This window comes from Actinocorallia aurea (assembly GCF_054783995.1).
Genome location: NZ_BAAGPQ010000022.1, coordinates 42,533 through 60,728, shown reverse-complemented (window position 1 = coordinate 60,728; position 18,196 = coordinate 42,533). Strand labels below are relative to the sequence as shown.

The following is an 18,196-nucleotide window of genomic DNA, read 5'->3' as shown; positions in this document are numbered from 1 at the left end:
CCCGCCAGGGAAAAGGATGCACAAGAAACCCGCAGCCGTGCCCCGCGACGGCCCCGCGCAAGGCAAGCTAGCCGCGGGAGAAGAACGGCTTTGTCCTGCACTCCGGGTGACACCGCGCAACCGGAGGACCCGCGAGCACTAGCACACCGGACGAATCGGAGCGACGATGTTCGGACATGCCGGGTACGGTGCTGGCAGCGGATGTGTCCCTGACGAGACACTGGGAACGCTCCGGGCGGTGACGCGCGCGGGGCATCCGGGGGAAGGGACGCATGCGCCCGCTGTCGCAACCGACGGCGTCAGGGCCCGGGACAAGGCTGGGAAGGACACGCATGCAGGAGCTGCGCCTCGTGGCGGTGAGCGAGGACGGTTCGTACCTCGTGCTGGCCACCGCCGGCCGGGGCACCCGGTTCACCCTGCCCGTGGACGATCGGCTCCGCGCCGCCGTCCGTGGGCACTTCTCCCGACTCGGTCAGTTCGAGATCGAAGTGGAGAGCCCTTTGCGCCCCAAGGAGATCCAGACCCGCATTCGCGCGGGGGAGACGGCGGAGGAGATCGCCGAGTCCGCCGGCATTCCCGTGGAACGCGTCCGGTGGTTCGAGGGCCCGGTCCTTCAGGAGCGCGAGTACATGGCGCAGCAGGCCCAGCGCTGCGTCGTGCGCACCCCGGGTGAGCCCACCCCCGGACCCCCGCTCGGCGAACTCGTCGAAGAGCGCCTCGGCCGTCGCGGCGCCGACCTCGAAGAGGTCACGTGGGACGCCTGGAAGTGCGAGGACAACACCTGGCAGATCCGGCTGTCCTTCTACGACGCCGGCCGTCCGCACGCCGCCGAGTGGAAGTTCGACCCGCGCCGCCGCGTCGTGCGCTCCCTCGACGACGAGGCCGCGCGGCTCATCCACCTCGGCGAGGAGGAGCCGGACCAGCCCGCCGACATCGTCACGCCGCTGCGCCGTCCCGCGATGAAGATCGTCTCCGACCACCGGCGCGAGTTCCCGGCGGGGCGCCCGGTGCCCGCGCCGTTCAGCCAGCGACCCGATCTCGCCGACGCGCTGCCCTCGATTCCCACCCCTCCCCTGTCGCCCGAGCCCTTCACCCCCGAGCGGTTCCAGCGCGAGGTGCGCACCGCCGACCTGCCCGACCTCGACGCGCTCGGCGCCCTCCTGGACGCGACCGCGCCCACCGCGCCCACCACGCCGGAGACTCCCGCCCCGTCCGCCCCGCACGAGGAGACCGCCACCGCCGACGCCGCCCCCGCGCAGCCCGTCGCCCCCTCCCCCGAAGAGGACCCCGCGTCCGCGAGCCCCAGGTCCGAGAACCCCGCGTCCGACAACCCCGCGCCCCCGGCCGACCCCCGGCCGTCCCCCCTGGCCGCGGAGCGGCCCGCCCCGGAGGACTCCCCGATCACGACTTCCGCTCAGCAGGCTGAGCCGGAGACCGTCGCCGTCGAGGAGGCCACCGTGCCGCAAGAGCCGATCACCGCTTCCGTGCCCGAGCCGGCCGCGCCCGTGGCGCCGCCCGCGCCCGAGCCCCAGCCCGTCGCGGCAGAGCCCGCGCCGGAGCCGGAGCCCGTGCCGGTGCCGGTGAAGATGCCGAAGCCCGCGCCGGTGCCCGCGGCGGCCGCCGCCGCGCCCAAGCCGGAGCCCCGGCCGCGCAAGCGCCCCGCCCGCAACCGCCGGGCGAGCGTCCCCTCCTGGGACGAGATCATGTTCGGCGCCCGCCGCCCCGATTAGGCGGCGCGGCCCGCGGCACGTGCCACGCTCTTACCGCGCACCGGCGCATAGGGTGAGATCGTGACAACGCGGCTGAGGCCGCCCGCGCACCGGGTCTCCGGCCGGGCAGTGATCAAGTGGGCCGCCGATCTGCTGATCGGCGGCGCGGTGCTGACCGGCGTTGCCTACGGCTTCACCGCGTGGACGACCGGCGCGCGCTGGAACTTCCAGCCCCACTGGCTGCCGTGGACGGTCGGCGTGCTCAGCGCACTGGCCGTCCTGGTCATCCCGCCCTGGCGCTACCGGGTGCACCGCTGGGAGGTCAGCTCCGACGTGGTGTACACCACGGCAGGGTGGCTCAGCCGCGAGTGGCTGCTGGTGCCGGTCAGCCGGATCCAGACCGTCGACGCCGTGCAGAGCTGGCTGGAGCGGCTGCTCGACCTCGCCACGCTCAAGGTCACCACGGCGTCGCACGAAGGCTCCTCCGAGCTCACCGGGCTGCCCGTCGGCACCGCCACCGCGCTGGCCGAGCAGCTCGCCCGGCGCGCCCACGACCTGCGGGACGACGCCACATGATCATCGAGGGGCGGCCCCCCTCCGCCGAGGGCGACGGCCTCCCCGCGACCGCGCCGGAGCCCACGGGATCCACCGCGCCCGACGTCCGCCGGCTCAGCCCGGTGAGCTGCGTCGCCTCGGCGCTGCGCGAACTCGCCGCGCTGCTCGTCGTGGCGGTCAGCGGGCTGCTGATCAGCGGCTTCAACGTCGCCGTCTACTTCACCCTCGCCGCCCTCGGCATGGGCCTGCTGCACCAGGCCGTGCGCTGGTGGTCGTTCACCTACACCCTGTACCCCGACCGCCTGGAGCTGCGCCACCAGCTCATCGGCCGGTCGGTGAAGACGATCCCGCTGGAGCGGATCCGCGGCGTCGACATCAACGCGAGCCCCACGCACCGGCTCCTCGGCCTCGCCGTCGTCCGGATCGACGCGGCGGCCGGCGGCGACGAGGGCGTCCTGGACGGCGTCGGGCGCAAGGAGGCCGAGCGGCTGAGGGCGCAGCTGCTGCGCCGGAGCCCCGCCACCCGGGGCGGGCCGACGCCGGAGGTGATCGCCCGCTCCGAGCCGTCGTGGTACTGGTACGCCCCGCTGAGCGGCGCCTACCTGCTGACGCCCTTCGCCCTCGCCGGAAGCGTCCTCGGCACCCTCTACAACCTCAGCAGCGAGGTCGGCCTGATCTCCAAGGGCACCCTCAGCCATCTCGGCGACCGGGTCCTCGGGTTGTCCCCCGTGCTGGCCGTCGTCGTGCTGCTGCTGTTCGTGCTGGCGATGCCGCTGGCGTCGGTGCTGGTGTTCGCCTGGTTCAACTGGGACTTCCAGCTCAGGTCCGTGCCCGGCGCGGAGGACGGGCAGGAGGACGGGCTGGGCGCGGGCGGGCGGGGCGCGCTGCTCGCCGAGCGCGGGCTCGTCACCCGGCGCAGCGTCACCCTGGAACGGCGCCGCATCCGGGGGGTGGAGCTGCGCGACAATCCGCTGGAGCGGGCCCTCGGCGTCGTGCGGCTGACCGCGCTCGTCACCGGCCTCGGCGACGCCGAGCAGCGCGGGCGGCTCCTTCCGACCGCGCCCCGCCAGGTCGCCGACCGCGTCGTCGAGCGGCTCGCCGGGCCGTTCACCGCGCCGATGGCCGCGCATCCCCCGGCGGCCCGCACCCGGCGGATCAGCCGGGCGGTGTGGCCGCCGCTGGCCCTCACCGCGCTCGCCGCCTGGACCGGGCATCCGTGGCTCGCCGCGCTCTGCGCCGTCGCGACGGCCCTGGCCGTCCCACTCGGCCTCGACAGGTACCGCCAGCTCGGCCACTCCACCGACGGGCGGCTGCTGTCGGTCAGGTCCGGATCCCTCGTCCGGCACCAGGAGATCATCGAGAACCGGGCCGTCGTCGCGTGGAAGCTGCGCCAGAGCGTCTTCCAGCGGCGCGGCGGCGTCGCCACGCTGACGGCCGCCGTCGGCGCGGGCGAGGGCGGCTACGCGATCATCGACGCCGACGCCGCCGAGGCCGTGGCGTTCGCCCGGTCCGTCACCCCCGCGTGGGTCGAGCCCTTCCTCGTCCGAGAGGGGTCCCCCGGGGCCCCTCAGCTCGTTCAGGAGGCGTCGGCGTCCCAGGGCGCCGAAGAGCCCCCGGGCCGGTGGTCCGGGGGCTCTGCAGACTCGCTGGGGGCTGCGGGCTAGGCGGTGGCCTCGGGCGCGCGCTGGCCGTCGCCGTCCTCGGCGGGCACCTCATCGGGCACCGCGAGGAACGACCCCTGCTCGGGGTCGAGGATGTGGACCTGGGCGGTCTCCAGGTCCAGGTACATCCCGACCAGCTCGACCTCGCCCAGATCGACGCGGCGCTTCAGCCACGGGTAGCTGAGCAGGTTGTCGAGCTGCTGCACGACATTGGCCTGGCACAGCCGGGTGAGCGGGCTCACCGAGGCCTCGCCCTCCGGCTCGTGCAGGAACCTGTCGAGGCTGTAGTTGGCGTGCTTCAGCCAGTTCGACAGCTGCGGCAGGTGCTCCACCTCGCTGCCGCCCGCCAGCACACCGGCCATCGCGCCGCAGTTGGAGTGCCCGCAGACGGTGATCGTCTTCACGCTGAGGACCGAGGTCGCGTACTCCACGGTGGCCATCACCGAGTCGTCGGACACCCGCGAGCCGTAGCGCGGCACGAGGTTGCCGACGTTGCGGTTGATGAAGAGGTCGCCGGGCCCGCTGGAGGTGATCAGATTGGGCACCACCCGGGAGTCGACGCACGTGATGAAGAGATGGTCAGGGGTCTGGGCCATGGCCAGCTCGGCCATGATGGGGCGCACGAGACGCGCGGTCCGCCCGTGGTACTCCCGGACGCCCGCCAGGAGGATCTCGCGCGGTGACGCGTCGTCGAGGTCCTGCAGGGGACCGCGCTCACGCCGCGACCAGGGCGCCCACCAGCGGACGCCACCGGACGACTTGTCCTTGGGTGCAGCTTCACCTGTCATAGCGTTTTCATACCAAGACTCGTGTATCTCATCGATATCGACCCTACCTCCCTGCCTCTCGTGGGAGACACGCCAGGTGTGGATCGTGTCGAAGGCCGCGTTGTCCATGAAATCGACGTCGAGGTCGAGGTCCACCTGGACGCCCGGCGGGATGTCGGCGAGGGCGGCGTTCAGCTTGGGCACGCTGAGGAACGTCAGGGATCCGGCGACCACCACATGCCACTTGCCCTCGCGCTGCTCGGTGCGCAGCAGCACCCGCGTCAGCCGCCGCAGCGCCAGGCAGGCCCCCAGGGCCATCCCCAGCAGCACGCCCTCGCCGAGGCCGAGGACGATCACGCCCGCGAAGGTCAGCCAGTAGATCCAGGTCTCGCGGTGCGCCCGTACGCCCTTCAGCGGCGAGGGATCCATCATGCGCAGGCCGAGCGCCACGAGCAGCGCGGCGAGCGCGGACAGCGGGATCTGCTCCAGGAGCAGCGCGCCCGACACCGACAGGCCCACCACCCACACCCCGTGCAGGACGGTCGAGGCGCGGGTGAGCGCGCCCGCCCGGACGTTGGCCGTCGAGCGCACGACCACGCCGGAGATCGGAAGGCCGCCGAGGAAGCCGGACACGCAGTTGCCCACGCCCTGGCCCATCATCTCGCGGTCCAGATCGCTGCGCCCCACCCCGACCGGCCGGGTGCGGTCCATCAGGACCGCGCACAGCAGCGACTCCACGCTCGCGACCAGCGCGACGGCGACGACCGCGCCGACGAGGTCGGGCAGCGGGGCGTCGGGCATCTCCGGGGCGCGCCAGCCGGCGAAGATCGCGTCGGGGAAGTCGACGCGCGGGACGTCGAGCCCGCCCGCCCAGGCCGCGAGCGTGGCCACCGCGATGGCGACGAGCGGCGCCGGCACCCTGCGGAACGGCAGCCGCTCCCAGACCAGCAGCACCACCACGGTCAGCACGCCGATCAGCACCGCCGCCGAGCGGTTCTCGCCGATCTGCCGCGGCAGGTCCATCAGGTTCGCGATCGGCGAGTGCTGCGGACTGCCGCCGAGCACGATGTGCAGCTGCGACAGCACGATCACCGCGCCGATTCCGCCGAGCATGCCGTACATGACCGCGGGCGACACCGCCAGCGCGGTCCGGGCGACCCGGCAGGCGCCGAGCCCTATCTGGAGCAGGCCCGCACCGATGGTGACGGCGCACGTGGCCTGCCACCCGTAGGTCTGGACCATCGTGGCGACGATCACGGTGATCCCGGCGGACGGGCCGCTCACCTGGAGCGGCGCGCCCCCGATCAGACCGACGATGATGCCCCCGACCGCCGCGGCGATCAGACCCGCCGCCACGGGCACCCCGGAGGCCACGGCGATGCCGAGCGAGAGCGGGACCGCCACCAGGAACACCACGAACGACGCGGGAATATCCCTGCCGGGCGCGATGAAACGCGTCACTACATTCTGTGGTTCGAAGGTCACATGCCGTATCGAATCACAGCCGCTCGGTCACCGGCGGGCATTCGCGCCGGTGACCTCCGCGGTTCAGCGCCGGTAGTCGCGGTATTCGTCCCACTCCTCGGTGGGCCGAGGCTGGTCGGCGTACTGGGCCGTCGGGTACTGCTGGGTCGGATACTGCTGCGCGGGGTCGATCGGCGCGCTGAGCGGCGGCTGCTCCCCCGGGTAGTAGGAACCGGAACCCGTCCCGCCCGACTGCTCCGAGCCGCCGTAGCTGCTGCCGGAGAAGTCCCCGTAGCGTCCGGCGCCCTCGGCGCCCTGCCCGTAGGAGGACCCCGCCGGGTAGCCGCCGGTGCCCGCGGTGCCCGACGGGTAGCCGCCGAGCGGGTCGTCGTAGCGCGCCGGGCTCGGGTCGGCCCCGTAGGCGGGAGCCGTCGGGTAGTCGGTGGAGCCGGGGTAGGAGGACGAACCGTAGGAGGAACCGGCCGTGTCGGAGCCGCCGGTGCCCGACGACGTCCAGGACGAGCCGTAGTCGCGGTCTCCCGCGTTCAGCGGATCGGTCAGCGGGTCCAGCGACGGAGACGGGCTGTAGGAGGATCCCGCGCCGGGCGGGTCGCCCTTGCGGCGGTCGGCCTGGATCCGCTGGAGCAGCTCGTCCACGGTCGGCAGCCGGTTGCCGTCGGTGTTCTCACTCGGCGAAGGGGCGTCGGCCGGGGCGCCGTAGGACGGCGCGCCGCTTAGCGGCGGGCTCAGCGGAGCCGCGGGAGTGCCGCCGCCGAGCGGACCGCCCAGCGGGGACGCCGGGCCGGTGCTCAGCGGACCCGTGCCGAGCGGGCCGGTGCCCAGCGGGTTGGTGCCCAGCGGGTTGGTGCCCAGCGGGTTGGTGCCCAGCGGGCCCGTGGAGCGCACGGGAGGCGACGGCGGGATCGAGGGACCCGTCGAGAGCGGGCCGGTGCCCTGCGTGGGCAGCGGACCGGTGGAGCGCGGCGCCGGAGCGCCGTAGGAGGAGGAGCCGAGCGGGCCGGTGGTCGTGCCGAGGTTGCCGAGCGGGGAGGCCGGATAGGCCTGGGTCGCCTCGGGGTCGCTGCGCTGCGCCGCGGGCGCGGGACGGGCGAACGGGTCGGGCAGGCCGAGCGGGTCGGGCTGCGGGACGCGCTGCTGCGGCGCCTCGTAGGCCGCCGCGGCGGGCTGCGCCTGCTCATAGGGCTGCTGCTCGTACGGCTGCTGCTCGTACTGGTCGAAACCGCGGACCGGGGGCTGGTCGAAGCGGGTCAGCGGGTCGTTCTGCCAGTCGGCGGCCGCGGGCTCCAGCGGATCGGGCCGCAGGGGGCGCTGCGCGGGCTCGGGGTCGTAGCCGTGGCCGTCGCCCTGGTCGGGGTAGTAGGCGGTGGTGGTCTCGTCGGCGTAGCCGTAGCCGTCCGCGTACTGCTGGTCGCCGTACTGCTGGTCGGCGTAGGGCTGGTCGGCGTAGGGCTGGTCGCCGTACTGCTGATCACCGTAGGGCTGGTCCGCGTACTGCTGGTCGCCGTACTGCTGCTGGTCGCCGTAGCCGTCGGCGTACTGCTGGTCGGCGTACTGGCCGTCGCCGTAGCCGTCGGCGTACTGGTCGTCCTGGCCGGCCTGGGCGTGGACGGGCTCCGGCTCGGGCTGTGCGACGGAGTCGAGCGGATCGGGCACGGCGGCCTTGCCCTCGGCGCCCTCCCCGTTCTGCCAGGGGAACTTGGGCTTGTCGAAGGTGATCGTCGCCCAGTAGTCGTCGTCGCCCATCTGGTCGCCGCCCTTGCCCTTGCCGCGGGCGGCGGCACGGCCGCCTCGGCCGGGCTCGCCGGCGGTGGGCGCGGACAGCGGAGCGCCGGCGACCCTGCGGTCGGGGCCCGCTTCCTCGCCGTCCTTGCGGGGTCCGGGGTCGTCGCTCATCCAGTCGTCATCGTCGTCGCGCTCGCGCTGCGCCCGCATGCCGAGCGCGACGAGAACCACGACGAGACCGACCAGTACGACCAATCCCACAATAACGATGATCATCGCTCCACCCAGTGCCATGGCCCGGCGCACAGAACCGGCCCCGTCGATGTCGGCCGGTGCGGCCGCACGTGCCCGGTACCGCTGTTCACCGCGGCCTGCCCATCCGTTCGCGCACCCCTACCATCACACGATCTCTCTCGTTTTGGCCACCGGTCCGGGAACTCTCACGAAGCCGGCTGCAGCCCGATGTATCCGGTGATGCGTCCGCGTCCGACGGTCCGCTCGGCGATCGCGGGCAGCGAGTCCTTGAGCCCGCTCACCTCGTCCTCGGGAATGGGCGAGGACAGCGCGTAGACCGTGAAACGGAACCTGTGCCGCTCCCCCTTGGGCGGGCAGGGCGCCAGGTACGAGGCGTTGCCCGCGGAGTTGCGGCCCTGCACGCCGCGGTCGGGGACCACTCCCTCGACGAGGTCGGCGGTCGTCCCGTCCAGGTTGGCGAGCACCCAGTGAATATACGTGCCGCCGCGCGCGTCCGGGTCGTCGACGACGACGGCGAAGGCCTTCGCCTCCGGCACGCCGGACCAGTGCAGGGGCAGGATCTTGCCCTGGCCCCCCAGCTCAGCGCAGCTGAATCGGTCGGGGATATCCTTCATGTCGGCGAACGCCGGGCTGCTGACGGTGAACTCCGCCAGCTCGCCGCTTCCCGAGCCGCTGCCCACGACACCGCAGCCCGAGATCAGGGACGCCCCAGCAAGGGACGTCAGGGCCACGCGGAGGACGGCGGCCCGTCCCGAGGTCTTCTTCATCAGATCAGCACTCCCGGGTCGAGATCGTACGCGAGCACGCGCGCTCGCGCGCGGTCCCCGCAAAACCCTAGGGCCTCACCGGACCTTGGGGCACGGGAGATGTGACGTTGGTCATGAAGAGTGGTCAGGTTTTGAGATACAGAGAACTTGTGTCGTAGTTCACCGCTATAGACCGGTCCACTTTTACCAACTTGGAAATTTTTGAGGAACTTCCTTGGTTCTTGTTTGGACTAGACCAGACAAGTCCGCTACATTGTGAATGTCTTCACAAGGTGACACCTCTTTAGGAGCTTGAGATGGCCACTAGGCCTGACGCGAACCCCGACGCCCCGCACATCCTCATCGTGGGGGGTGGCTATGTCGGCCTGTACACCGCGCTCCGCCTCCAGAAGAAGCTGAAGAGCGAGCTGAAGCGCGGCGAGGTCGAGATCACCATCGTCGACCCGCAGTCGTACATGACGTACCAGCCCTTCCTCCCCGAGGCCGCGGCCGGCAACCTCTCGCCGCGCCACGTGGTCGTGCCGCTGCGCCGCGTCCTGCCGAAGGTCAACATCGTCACCGCTCGCGTCACCGAGCTCTCCCACGCCGAGCGCTGGGCCATCATCCAGCCCGTCGAGGGCCCGCCGAAGAGGCTCACCTACGACTACCTCGTCATGGCCGCCGGATCCGTCTCGCGCACCCTGCCCATCCCGGGCCTCGCCGAGAACGGCATCGGCTTCAAGACCATCGGTGAGGCCATCCACCTGCGCAACCACGTCCTCGGCCAGCTCGACATCGCCTCCTCGACCGACGACCTGGAGCTGCGCAAGCGCGCGCTCACCTTCGTCGTCGTCGGCGGCGGCTTCGCCGGCGTCGAGGCGCTGGCCGAGATGGAGGACATGGCCCGCGACGCGATCAAGCTGCACCCGAACCTGCGCCAGGACGACATGCGCTGGGTCATGGTCGAGGCCGCGGACCGGATCCTGCCCGAGGTCGGCCCCGAACTCGGCAAGTGGACCGCCGAGCAGCTGCGCGGACGCGGCATCGACGTCAAGCTGAAGACCTTCCTGCAGTCGGCCGTCGACAACGTCATCGAGCTCTCGGACGGCGAGAAGTTCCCGACGAACACTTTGGTCTGGACCGCCGGCGCCAAGGCCAACCCGCTCGGCAAGTCGACCGACCTGCCCATCGACGAGCGCGGCCGCATCAAGGGCAACGAGTTCCTCCAGATCGAGGGCACCGTCCGGGCCTTCACCGCGGGCGACAACGCCGCGATCCCCGACCTCACCAAGGAGGGGAACGAGACCTGCGCGCCGAACGCGCAGCACGCCGTCCGCCAGTCCAAGGTCCTCGCCGACAACATCGTGGCCGCCTACCGCGGCAAGGCCCTCCAGGTCTACCGCCACGCCTACGTCGGCTCGGTCGCCGGCCTCGGCCTGCACAAGGGCGTCGCGCACGTCTACGGCACCAAGCTGCGCGGCCTGAGCGCCTGGTTCATGCACCGCACCTACCACCTGTCGCGCGTCCCCACCTTCAACCGCAAGGTCCGCGTCGTGGCCGACTGGACCCTCGCCCTCTTCTTCAAGCGCGAGACCGTCTCCCTCGGCAGCATCGAGGCCCCCTTCGAGGAGTTCGCCCTCGCCGCCGCCACCGACCGCCCCGCCCCCGTCGTGAAGAGCGCCGCCAAGTAACCTCCGGCACCCGAAAGGGGCACGGTCCACCCGGACCGTGCCCCTTCGCCGTTTCCCGGCGCGAGATCGGGGTTGTACGGGTTCCCCGTACAACCCCAAGTAGATTGGGTTCCATGAGCAAGCTGCACCTGACCGCGCAGATCTGGCAGGAGGGCGACGCCTACGTGGTGCACTGCCCTGAGCTGGACGTCACCAGCCAAGGCGACAGCTTCGACCACGCCCTCGCCATGATCAAAGAGGCGGTCGAACTCACCCTCGGAGACCTCACCCCCGAGGAACTCGCGGCCCAACTCCACCCGACCCCCGCTCTCATTCCCTTCGAGGTCCAGCTCAGCGCATGAGCCCGCGCGTCATACCTCCGACCCCTGCCAGTGCGGTACTCAAGGCCTTCGACACCCTGGGCTTCGTCCGAGTCCGCCAGTCCGGCAGCCACGTCCGACTCAGGCACCCCGACGGCCGGGCCGTCACGATCCCCGACCACGGCCGCAAAGACCTGAAGACGGGCACGATCCACGGGATCCTGCGGCAGGCCCGCGTCCCGGTCCAGGACTTCCTCGAAGCCCTTCCGTGAGCGCCCTTGCGAGTCGTTCGGAATCTTTGGCAAGGGTAAGATCGGTGTTACGGCGGACGAGCCGGCCGGGCGGTCGCGTCGGGGGGCTTTCGGGTCTCCTGCCGAGGAAAGTCCGGGCTCCACAGGGCAGGGTGGTCGGTAACGCCGACCCGGGGCGACCCGCGGGACAGTGCCACAGAAAACAGACCGCCTTGCGCCCCCTGGGGCGCAGGGTAAGGGTGAAACGGTGAGGTAAGAGCTCACCAGCGCCCGGAGTGATCCGAGCGGCTAGGTAAACCCCACCCGGAGCAAGACCAGACAGCGGATGACCGAGGGCTGCCCGCCCGAGTCCGCGGGTAGGTCGCTAGAGGGAGTCGGCAACGGCCCCCCAAGATGGATGACCGCCAAGGAGACGTCGGCAACGACCCTCCAGAACAGAACCCGGCTTACAGGCCGCCTCGTCCGCCGCCGCCCCTTCTACCGGGGGCTCTCCCCTCAGGCCCCAGCCCAGTTCTGCTGTGGTTCCGCCACTCCCCGGTTCACACGCCACGAGGCCGCGCGCATACCGCAGCCAACGAGGCCGAGCGTTCTTTGGAGCGCGGTGCACTTCATTGCGCCCCTGCGACGACCGCCAGGATCGGCCACATCAGCTTGACGACCTCGCCCGCAGCCCGATCCCACTCCGAGCACAGGGCCAGCAGGTCGCCATTCGACTCGAACCAGGCCTCGACCAGCTCGCCCGCCCCGGGCCGCGGGCACACCTCGACGCAGAGACCGACCCCGGCGAGCCGCGGATGCCAAACCCGCAAGAACACAGACCCGAATTCGACCCGGATCTGAGTGCTCATGCCCTTCGCCCGCAACGACATCGAAAGCGGCACAAGCTGAGCGACGTCACTGGCCTCACCCATCGCGGTGCTCTTCACGGCCATGGGCGAGCAGCGCCAGGACTTCGGCGGCGACGTGATAGATCCGCTCCGGCTCACCCCTGCAACCGCCCGGCCCCCACGCGACGAGCCCGTCATCCCCGACCCAGACCACAACGGACGCTGCGGCAGAACTCACGACCAGACGCGGCACCGCATCCCGCAACTGCAGTCCCACTCCAGAGGGCGCCAGCACCCGGCACAGCCGCCCAAGCACCGCCGTCTTCTCCTCACGATCCATGCTCACCCCTCCCGCGTCGGCCACTGTTCCCAGTGCAACGCCCGGACCCGGAGCCGTCCTGCTTTGCCATCAAGCCCTCCACACGCTGGACTGCGTTGCGTCAAGGGTGGACGAGCCAAACGGCCCATCAAAGGTCCTCTTGAGGCCATCAAGAGGACTCTTAGCGGCCTTTCTAGCTAACCTGTGTCCGGTTAGTCCTTTGAAAGTCCGTTGAAGAGCTACAGTCGAGCCAGCAACGGCCCGTACGTCCGGAGGAAGGACCGCATGTCACGTCCAGTCGGCAACACGAGGTTGAAGGCCGCCAGGCAGCACGCCGGGTTCGCCTCTCAGCAGGCACTCGCCGATGCGCTGACCCGAGCCGCCCCGCAACTCGGTCTCGGCCGCATGGAGATCAGCGCCCGCCAGGTCCGCCGCTGGGAGTCCAGCACTCCCCCGTGGCCCCGCGCCGACCATCAGCGCCTGTTGGTCCACGTCCTGCAACGCCCCGTCGAAGACCTGGGCTTCACCGCACCGTGGAGCACCGAAGCCGCCCAGCCGACGAGCACCAGGACGACGCCCCACACCGCCCCGGCCCAAGGCGTCCCGCTCCCCCTCCCCCAAGCGTCGACCGGCGTGCAGCCCTCCACCGCAGGCAGCGACTACGCCGCCATCACCACCGCCCACCGCCGCCTCTACTGGACGGTCCAACCGGCCCAGATGCACCCCGCGGTCACCGAACACGCCCGCCTCGGAACGCAGCTCCTCGGCGAGACCAGCGGAGTGTCCCGACGCATCCTCGCCACCGCCTTGGCCGAGTCCCTCCTCATGGCCGGCCGCATCGAGTTCTTCGACCTCCGCCAACCCGACGAGGCCGACGCCACCTTGGTCCGCGCCCTCCAAGCCGCAGGCGAAGCCGATGACGCCCTCCTCGGCGCCGCCATCCTCGCCCACGCCGCATTCGTCCCCGGCTGGGCAGGCCGCCGCGAAGAAGCCACCGAACGCATGCGCGCCGCCCGCACCTACGCCCGCCGCGCAGGCGCCAGCGCCCAGTTCCTCGCATGGCTCGACGCCGTCGAAGCCGAATGCGAAACCCGCTCAGGCCACCCCCGCGAAGCCCTCCGCCTCATCGACCACGGCGAACAGATTCTCACTACGGCCCCGCACCACGAGGACCCAGCGTGGTTCGACTGGTTCTCCCCCGTCCGTCTGGCCGCCTTCAAGGGCAACACCCAGCTCGTAGCAGGCCACTACCCCCAGGCCCACGAAACTCTGACCGCCGTCCTGGCCGACCTTCCCGAGGAAGCCGGCAAGCAGCGCGTAGTGGTCCTAGGCGACCTGGCCGCAGTCGAAGCCGCCCGCAAGAACCCCGAAGCCGCCTGCACCTACGCCGAACAGGCCCTCGACCAGTTGGCCCTCACTTGGTACGCCACCGGCATGGAGCGCATCCACGACGTCCGCCGAGCCCTCCAGCCCTGGCAGGACAACGAATGCGTCCAACGCCTAGACGACCGCCTCTATGGGTGGCAGACCACCCTCAGCACCCTCCAGCGTTAAACGCCTCCACCAGACCCGGAAGCTCCCCCAGCGAGTGAATCCGCATCGTCGGAACACTCCGAGCTTCCGGGTCTTCCCATTGGATCTGCGCCCAAGGCCCCCGCCGAATCAGCGCCGTCTTCAACCCGACCTCCACCGCCGGCCGGATGTCGTTGTCCAGCCGATCCCCCACATACAAGATCTCGTGCGCCTCACACGGCGCCACCTCCACCACCCTCCGAAAGAACTCCGGATCAGGCTTCGACACCCCCCAGTCATCCGACGTCGCCAAGAAGTCCGCCGGAAGCTCCAGCTCCCGCAGAATGCCCCCTGCCCTCACCGTCTGGTTCCCCGCGATCCCCACCCACAGCCCAGCTTCCCGCAGCTTCCCCAACGCCGGCCGCACGTCCGCATACAGATCCCCCTCCCCGAACCACTCGGGCTGCCCCGCCTCCGCCCTCTTCTCTCGCTCCTCATACAGCTCAAACCCAGGCCGGAACACCTGAAACGTCTCCCGGTAGTCCAACCCCCTCGCGATGACCGCCCCGAACACCGCCGAGAACGTATGCCGAGGCACCCCCAACCAGTCCGCCCACGTCCCATACTCCCTGGTCTCATCAACCAGACACTCACCAACATCGAACACGACAGCCCTGATCACCATGCGCCTAGCTTACGACTGCTCTTCAGGCAGGCCTAATTCAGTGCGACCACCGACGCCGCATCTCAGATGTAACGCCACATCTCTAAGAATTAGAATAGCCGGTCTTCTGGTTCTTCAATACTTCCAGCCGCCAACACCCCACTAAGCCAATCCTGAGCCGCACCAGTCAGATCTTGTGTGATTAGAACCGTTGCCCTAATCAGATGCGCAAGCTCAAGCCTGCTATTCGTTCGCGCCGTTCCCGTAGAGCTAGTCAAATCACAAGACAAATGCCGACCATTCGCAATTACCACCCCGACCCTTTTTATCATCGCAGACAATCCGAGCGTTCGAGAAAGTCCACGGAATGTTTTGTCTTCGGATATCGGCACCACAGAGGTAGGGGTATACTTAATGGTTCCACCATTAACGCCCACTTCAACCTCGTCGACCGCAAACTCCGATGCCCTGCTCATGAACTCATTTATGGGAAGACCATCAGCACGGTCCGCCTCGACATTTTTATTGATTTCATCTACAGTCTCAGCAGCAAAGGCGGTAAATCTCGGACCGCGGAGGGCAAGAAGCTTTCTATCGATTGCCCAATTATATTCCGGCCCCGACTCGGAGTCATCAAGTCTCGGCTGATCCCGGCTTACTCGGCACGATCGCCCCCAGACGGAACTAATATTAGCCAGCATGAACTTATCCAGATTGGATGACCCTTCGGGCAAACTAAGGCGGCAGAGTTGCCCAAGGCCAACGTGCCGGCCGAGCCTGGCCCAAAAATCTAGATTTGGGATAGAACTATATTCAAGGAGAAATTGAAGAGCCTCATCTGAGATATCTCCGCTAAATGTCCGAGATCCTGGAAAATTCTCCATGCTTCCCCCAGCCCCAACCCAAGCGGCTTGAAGGAGACGCATGACTCTTCCAGCATGCCGGTCATCAAGAATCGATCCCAGCAATTGCGCAGCATCACCAGTTGCAGACTTATTTATCCGTAGCGCACCTTCAAAGCCAGCATGAAGCGTCCGAGACGCTGAAATTCCGGTAAGGCTATCAATTGCTCCCCGGCCACCTTGCGTTACAGCGGTAGAGACGAGCGCCAGAAATTCTGAAGATCGATCACCAATAAGACTCTCGACACCTGCCGGATCGGCTACCAGCGTATTTGTTTCAGCCGAGATGTGATTTATCTCCTCCGAGCGATCACCAAAACCCGGCTCCAGGCCCCCTAGAGCGAACATTATTGGACGATGATCAGCCACAAGACCGATGTCTTCGAGAAGGTAGTCCGACCTAGACGCTATACGGAGATAGACATAGCGCTCAGAAACCGTAGGATCATGTGGCCATGAGGCTACAAGATCAGGAACAAACGAGTGATTAAAGTACTCGGTTTGCTTGATTGAGATTCTCGAATCAAGCGCCTTGAGCTCGTCTGTAATCGTAGCCTTCACCATTCGAACACTATCTCTTGGCTCGGCCAATGCGAGTGCCTGATTAACCCTACTAGCATAACTCTCGGACAATTCTCACACCCTCTTTTCTGTATCATACCGACGAATTACCCCGAGATGCTCCCTTGTCAGTGTGAGAGTTTCTTGACGGTCCGAAAGCACTATCATCCAAAGGCGATCAGCAACATCTTTGCACAGCTCATCCGAGATAAGATCGCCGGCTACGTTCTTATCATCCTCCCCAAAGAGGAACTTTCGGTAATCAAGCACCGAAGATCTAACCTTCAGCGGAGTCATCTGCTGGTCCCATTCCGTGACATTAAAAGGAGACCAGGTGATCCACATAAAATTATCACACCTATCGGGCCTCGACTTCAGGGCCTGATAGCATTGAGCAAGGTACTTTATATAATGCTTGCCCTGATCGGAAGCCGTTGCATATTTCTTGCATTCTGCGAGAAATTCTTGCCCCTGAAGCTCTCCCCCGAGGAGAATCCCCCCTAGATCGAACGAGAACGGCTCCTTATGGTTCTCCCAATGAAAACTCAACTTAGGTATTGCGACCGGTTCAGGGTTAACCCATTGAACGTTCACACGTGTAGTGGCATCGAGCCAATTCCGTGCTCTCCGAGCTCCATCAGCTCCTTTAGCTTGCGTCTCCTCGCCCGACATGTGCCAAGAGTAACTCTCAGGTACCTCAGCTGACCATGGCCGTCCTCGAATCTATATATCTAGAGTCACAACCGTTATCTTTATACTCACTGGTATTGCCGAGTTTGGCTGTTTGGGATCAAGGGCGGCGGCTTCGCCGCCGCCGGCCGCCCCCGCACGCCGCTTCGGGCGTGCGGCGTGGGCGCCGGTCCCTCAGCGGCGGACGGGGGCGGCCCAACTCGTCTCAGGGCCGGTGGACCGAGGCGCAGGGGACTACGGACGCGGGATCCTCGCTGGGGGCTCAGGCGCCCCCAGACCCCGCCATCCCAGAGCACTCATCCGCGCTCTGCTCTCTGTCACGGCTTCTCGCCGTTGCGCGGATGAGCGCTCTGGACCGAGGACTGGGCTCGGGGAGGTTCGTGCCGGGTTCCGCCGGGGTCTTCTCAGGACGCCGATCGTGCGCCACGCGTGCGACCGCCCCGTGAGGCACCTCTTACTCCCAGCGGTTCGGCACTCGGCCTCGGGCACCCCGGCGGTGCCTGTCGTCGGGACCCGACCAGCATTCCACCCGGGGAGTCGACCGACCAAGATCAGTGCACATTTCGTGCACATGAGGGCGCGAGGAGGCGGGAAACGATGAGAACTGGCCCGAAATGAGGAGGAGCGTTCGGGCTGGTTAGGGGGTGTACTGGCTGGTCAGGGGGTTGAGGATCTCCGTTCCCGGCTTACAGGCCGCCTCGTCCGCCGCCACCCTTTCTACCTGGGGCTTGGCCCTCAGACCCCCGCCGAGTTCTGCCGTGGTTCTGCCACTCCCCCGAGCAGGCTTTCGATCGCACCCGACCGAGGTCTTCGTCATCGGAGAACGGGTGACCACACGTATCCATCGTCTCGGCGATCGTCGCGTGCCCAAGCCTGGCTGCCGAAGCGACCTTGTCTCAGCTGCGGAGCGCTGAGCCTGCGCACGCGCTGCACCAGCGCACTCAGCCGCGCGCCACGCACTACGTGGCAACCGCCACCAGCACGGACTCAACAGCGAGTACGACCGGGCACACCGCGTCCTGCTCGCCAGCACCACCGTGTGCGCGGTGTGCGGGCTGCCCGGCACGGTGAACGACCCCCTGACTGCTGGGCACATCGTGGCCCGCACAGATGGTGGGACGAACGACCCGAGCAACCTGCGCGCAGAGCATGCGAGCTTCAACTACGGCGGAGGACGGAACACCTGCGAGCGGCTGCCTCTCAGGGGCGCTGGGGCGGGCGAGGGCCCCGGGTGACGAGGTATCCCGATGTTGTCTCGGAGTGGGAGCACGCCTGCGTCCGGGAGTTCCGCTACGAGGATTGGGCGGACGAGTCCGAGCCCATCCCCGAGTCATGGAAAAGGCCCGGCGAGACGTACCCGTACCACGTCTTCCGCGCCCGCCGCCGATGGATGGATGCACGGCGGGAGTGGGCGGCCGCCAACGGCAAGACGGTCCTCCAGATGCTCAAGGACGAGCGCCCGCCCCGCCCGACCGGAGGATAGGCCCCGCCTCACGAAAACCCCTCCAGCACATGCAGAGCCCCCGCCAGCAGGAACCGGCGGGGGCTCGCGCCGTCCCGTGGTCCGGGTAGTCAAATCC

General features: G+C 68.6%; 17 protein-coding genes and 1 other RNA gene. 10 read left to right on the top strand and 8 right to left on the bottom strand.

Translation table 11 applies throughout. From position 1 onward, the window contains the following. The first annotated feature begins 332 nt into the window (after positions 1–332). The 3 genes from sepH to ACYVOM_RS25865 are packed head-to-tail and all read left to right on the top strand — an operon-like array spanning position 333 to position 3,928. A complete protein-coding gene (gene sepH, locus ACYVOM_RS25875) occupies positions 333–1,730 on the top strand; it encodes a septation protein SepH (protein WP_460306097.1) in 1,398 nt (465 codons plus the stop codon). A 60-nt stretch (positions 1,731–1,790) separates the two neighbouring features. Further along, positions 1,791–2,285 carry a PH domain-containing protein gene (locus ACYVOM_RS25870; RefSeq protein ID WP_460306096.1) on the top strand — a complete coding sequence of 165 codons (495 nt, stop codon included), beginning with the start codon at positions 1,791–1,793 and terminating at the stop codon, positions 2,283–2,285. After that, on the top strand, positions 2,282–3,928 hold the full coding sequence (locus tag ACYVOM_RS25865; RefSeq protein WP_460306095.1) for a PH domain-containing protein: 1,647 nt from the start codon (positions 2,282–2,284) through the stop codon (positions 3,926–3,928). The genes ACYVOM_RS25870 and ACYVOM_RS25865 overlap by 4 nt, the downstream gene beginning before the upstream one ends. Here ACYVOM_RS25865 and ACYVOM_RS25860 read toward each other — a convergent pair. The 3 genes from ACYVOM_RS25860 to ACYVOM_RS25850 form a co-directional block, all read right to left on the bottom strand. Beyond that, on the bottom strand, positions 3,925–6,153 hold the full coding sequence (locus ACYVOM_RS25860; RefSeq protein ID WP_460306094.1) for a SulP family inorganic anion transporter: 2,229 nt from the start codon (positions 6,151–6,153) through the stop codon (positions 3,925–3,927). The genes ACYVOM_RS25865 and ACYVOM_RS25860 overlap by 4 nt on opposite strands. Positions 6,154–6,240: 87 nt before the next feature. Continuing rightward, on the bottom strand, positions 6,241–8,160 hold the full coding sequence (locus ACYVOM_RS25855; protein WP_460306093.1) for a hypothetical protein: 1,920 nt from the start codon (positions 8,158–8,160) through the stop codon (positions 6,241–6,243). A 179-nt stretch (positions 8,161–8,339) separates the two neighbouring features. Then, the gene (locus ACYVOM_RS25850; RefSeq protein ID WP_460306092.1) at positions 8,340–8,921 is read right to left on the bottom strand and encodes a YbhB/YbcL family Raf kinase inhibitor-like protein; all 582 of its coding nucleotides are present in this window, start codon (positions 8,919–8,921) and stop codon (positions 8,340–8,342) included. A 296-nt stretch (positions 8,922–9,217) separates the two neighbouring features. On the opposite strand from ACYVOM_RS25850, the gene ACYVOM_RS25845 reads away from it, so the two are divergent. From ACYVOM_RS25845 to rnpB, 4 genes are all read left to right on the top strand, one after another. Beyond that, positions 9,218–10,591 (top strand): NAD(P)/FAD-dependent oxidoreductase, encoded by a 1,374-nt coding sequence (locus ACYVOM_RS25845; protein ID WP_460306091.1) that lies wholly within the window; start codon positions 9,218–9,220, stop codon positions 10,589–10,591. Positions 10,592–10,704: 113 nt separating this feature from the next. Then, positions 10,705–10,932, top strand: a complete 228-nt coding sequence (locus ACYVOM_RS25840) for a type II toxin-antitoxin system HicB family antitoxin (RefSeq protein ID WP_460306090.1) — start codon at positions 10,705–10,707, stop codon at positions 10,930–10,932. Continuing rightward, on the top strand, positions 10,929–11,162 hold the full coding sequence (locus tag ACYVOM_RS25835) for a type II toxin-antitoxin system HicA family toxin (RefSeq protein WP_460306089.1): 234 nt from the start codon (positions 10,929–10,931) through the stop codon (positions 11,160–11,162). Before ACYVOM_RS25840 ends, ACYVOM_RS25835 begins: the two co-directional genes overlap by 4 nt. 57 nt (positions 11,163–11,219) lie before the next feature. Next, an RNA gene (gene rnpB, locus ACYVOM_RS25830) (RNase P RNA component class A) lies at positions 11,220–11,606 on the top strand. 143 nt (positions 11,607–11,749) lie between these two features. On the opposite strand, the gene ACYVOM_RS25825 is transcribed toward rnpB, so the two are convergent. Together ACYVOM_RS25825 and ACYVOM_RS25820 are read right to left on the bottom strand one after the other, a co-directional pair. Beyond that, entirely contained in the window at positions 11,750–12,052 is a 303-nt protein-coding gene (locus tag ACYVOM_RS25825) for a hypothetical protein (RefSeq protein WP_460306088.1), read from the bottom strand. Continuing rightward, positions 12,045–12,308, bottom strand: a complete 264-nt coding sequence (locus ACYVOM_RS25820; protein WP_460306087.1) for a hypothetical protein — start codon at positions 12,306–12,308, stop codon at positions 12,045–12,047. The genes ACYVOM_RS25825 and ACYVOM_RS25820 overlap by 8 nt, the downstream gene beginning before the upstream one ends. Before the next feature lie 264 nt (positions 12,309–12,572). Between ACYVOM_RS25820 and ACYVOM_RS25815 the strand changes: the two genes are divergently transcribed. Next, entirely contained in the window at positions 12,573–13,841 is a 1,269-nt protein-coding gene (locus tag ACYVOM_RS25815) for a serine/threonine-protein kinase (protein ID WP_460306086.1), read from the top strand. On the opposite strand, the gene ACYVOM_RS25810 is transcribed toward ACYVOM_RS25815, so the two are convergent. The 3 genes from ACYVOM_RS25810 to ACYVOM_RS25800 all read right to left on the bottom strand — a co-directional run bounded on the left by ACYVOM_RS25810 (position 13,822) and on the right by ACYVOM_RS25800 (position 16,598). Next, positions 13,822–14,484 carry an HAD family hydrolase gene (locus ACYVOM_RS25810; protein WP_460306085.1) on the bottom strand — a complete coding sequence of 221 codons (663 nt, stop codon included), beginning with the start codon at positions 14,482–14,484 and terminating at the stop codon, positions 13,822–13,824. The genes ACYVOM_RS25815 and ACYVOM_RS25810 overlap by 20 nt on opposite strands. Positions 14,485–14,573: 89 nt before the next feature. Next, positions 14,574–15,926: a hypothetical protein gene (locus ACYVOM_RS25805; RefSeq protein WP_460306084.1), complete on the bottom strand. Its 1,353-nt coding sequence runs from the start codon at positions 15,924–15,926 to the stop codon at positions 14,574–14,576. 75 nt (positions 15,927–16,001) lie between these two features. Continuing rightward, entirely contained in the window at positions 16,002–16,598 is a 597-nt protein-coding gene (locus tag ACYVOM_RS25800; RefSeq protein ID WP_460306083.1) for a hypothetical protein, read from the bottom strand. Positions 16,599–17,653: 1,055 nt separating this feature from the next. Here ACYVOM_RS25800 and ACYVOM_RS25795 point away from each other — a divergent pair. Then, positions 17,654–17,851, top strand: coding sequence for an HNH endonuclease (locus ACYVOM_RS25795; RefSeq protein WP_460306082.1), 198 nt, complete (start codon positions 17,654–17,656; stop codon positions 17,849–17,851). After that, the gene (locus ACYVOM_RS25790) at positions 17,848–18,099 is read left to right on the top strand and encodes a hypothetical protein (protein WP_460306081.1); all 252 of its coding nucleotides are present in this window, start codon (positions 17,848–17,850) and stop codon (positions 18,097–18,099) included. Before ACYVOM_RS25795 ends, ACYVOM_RS25790 begins: the two co-directional genes overlap by 4 nt. Positions 18,100–18,196: the final 97 nt, after the last annotated feature.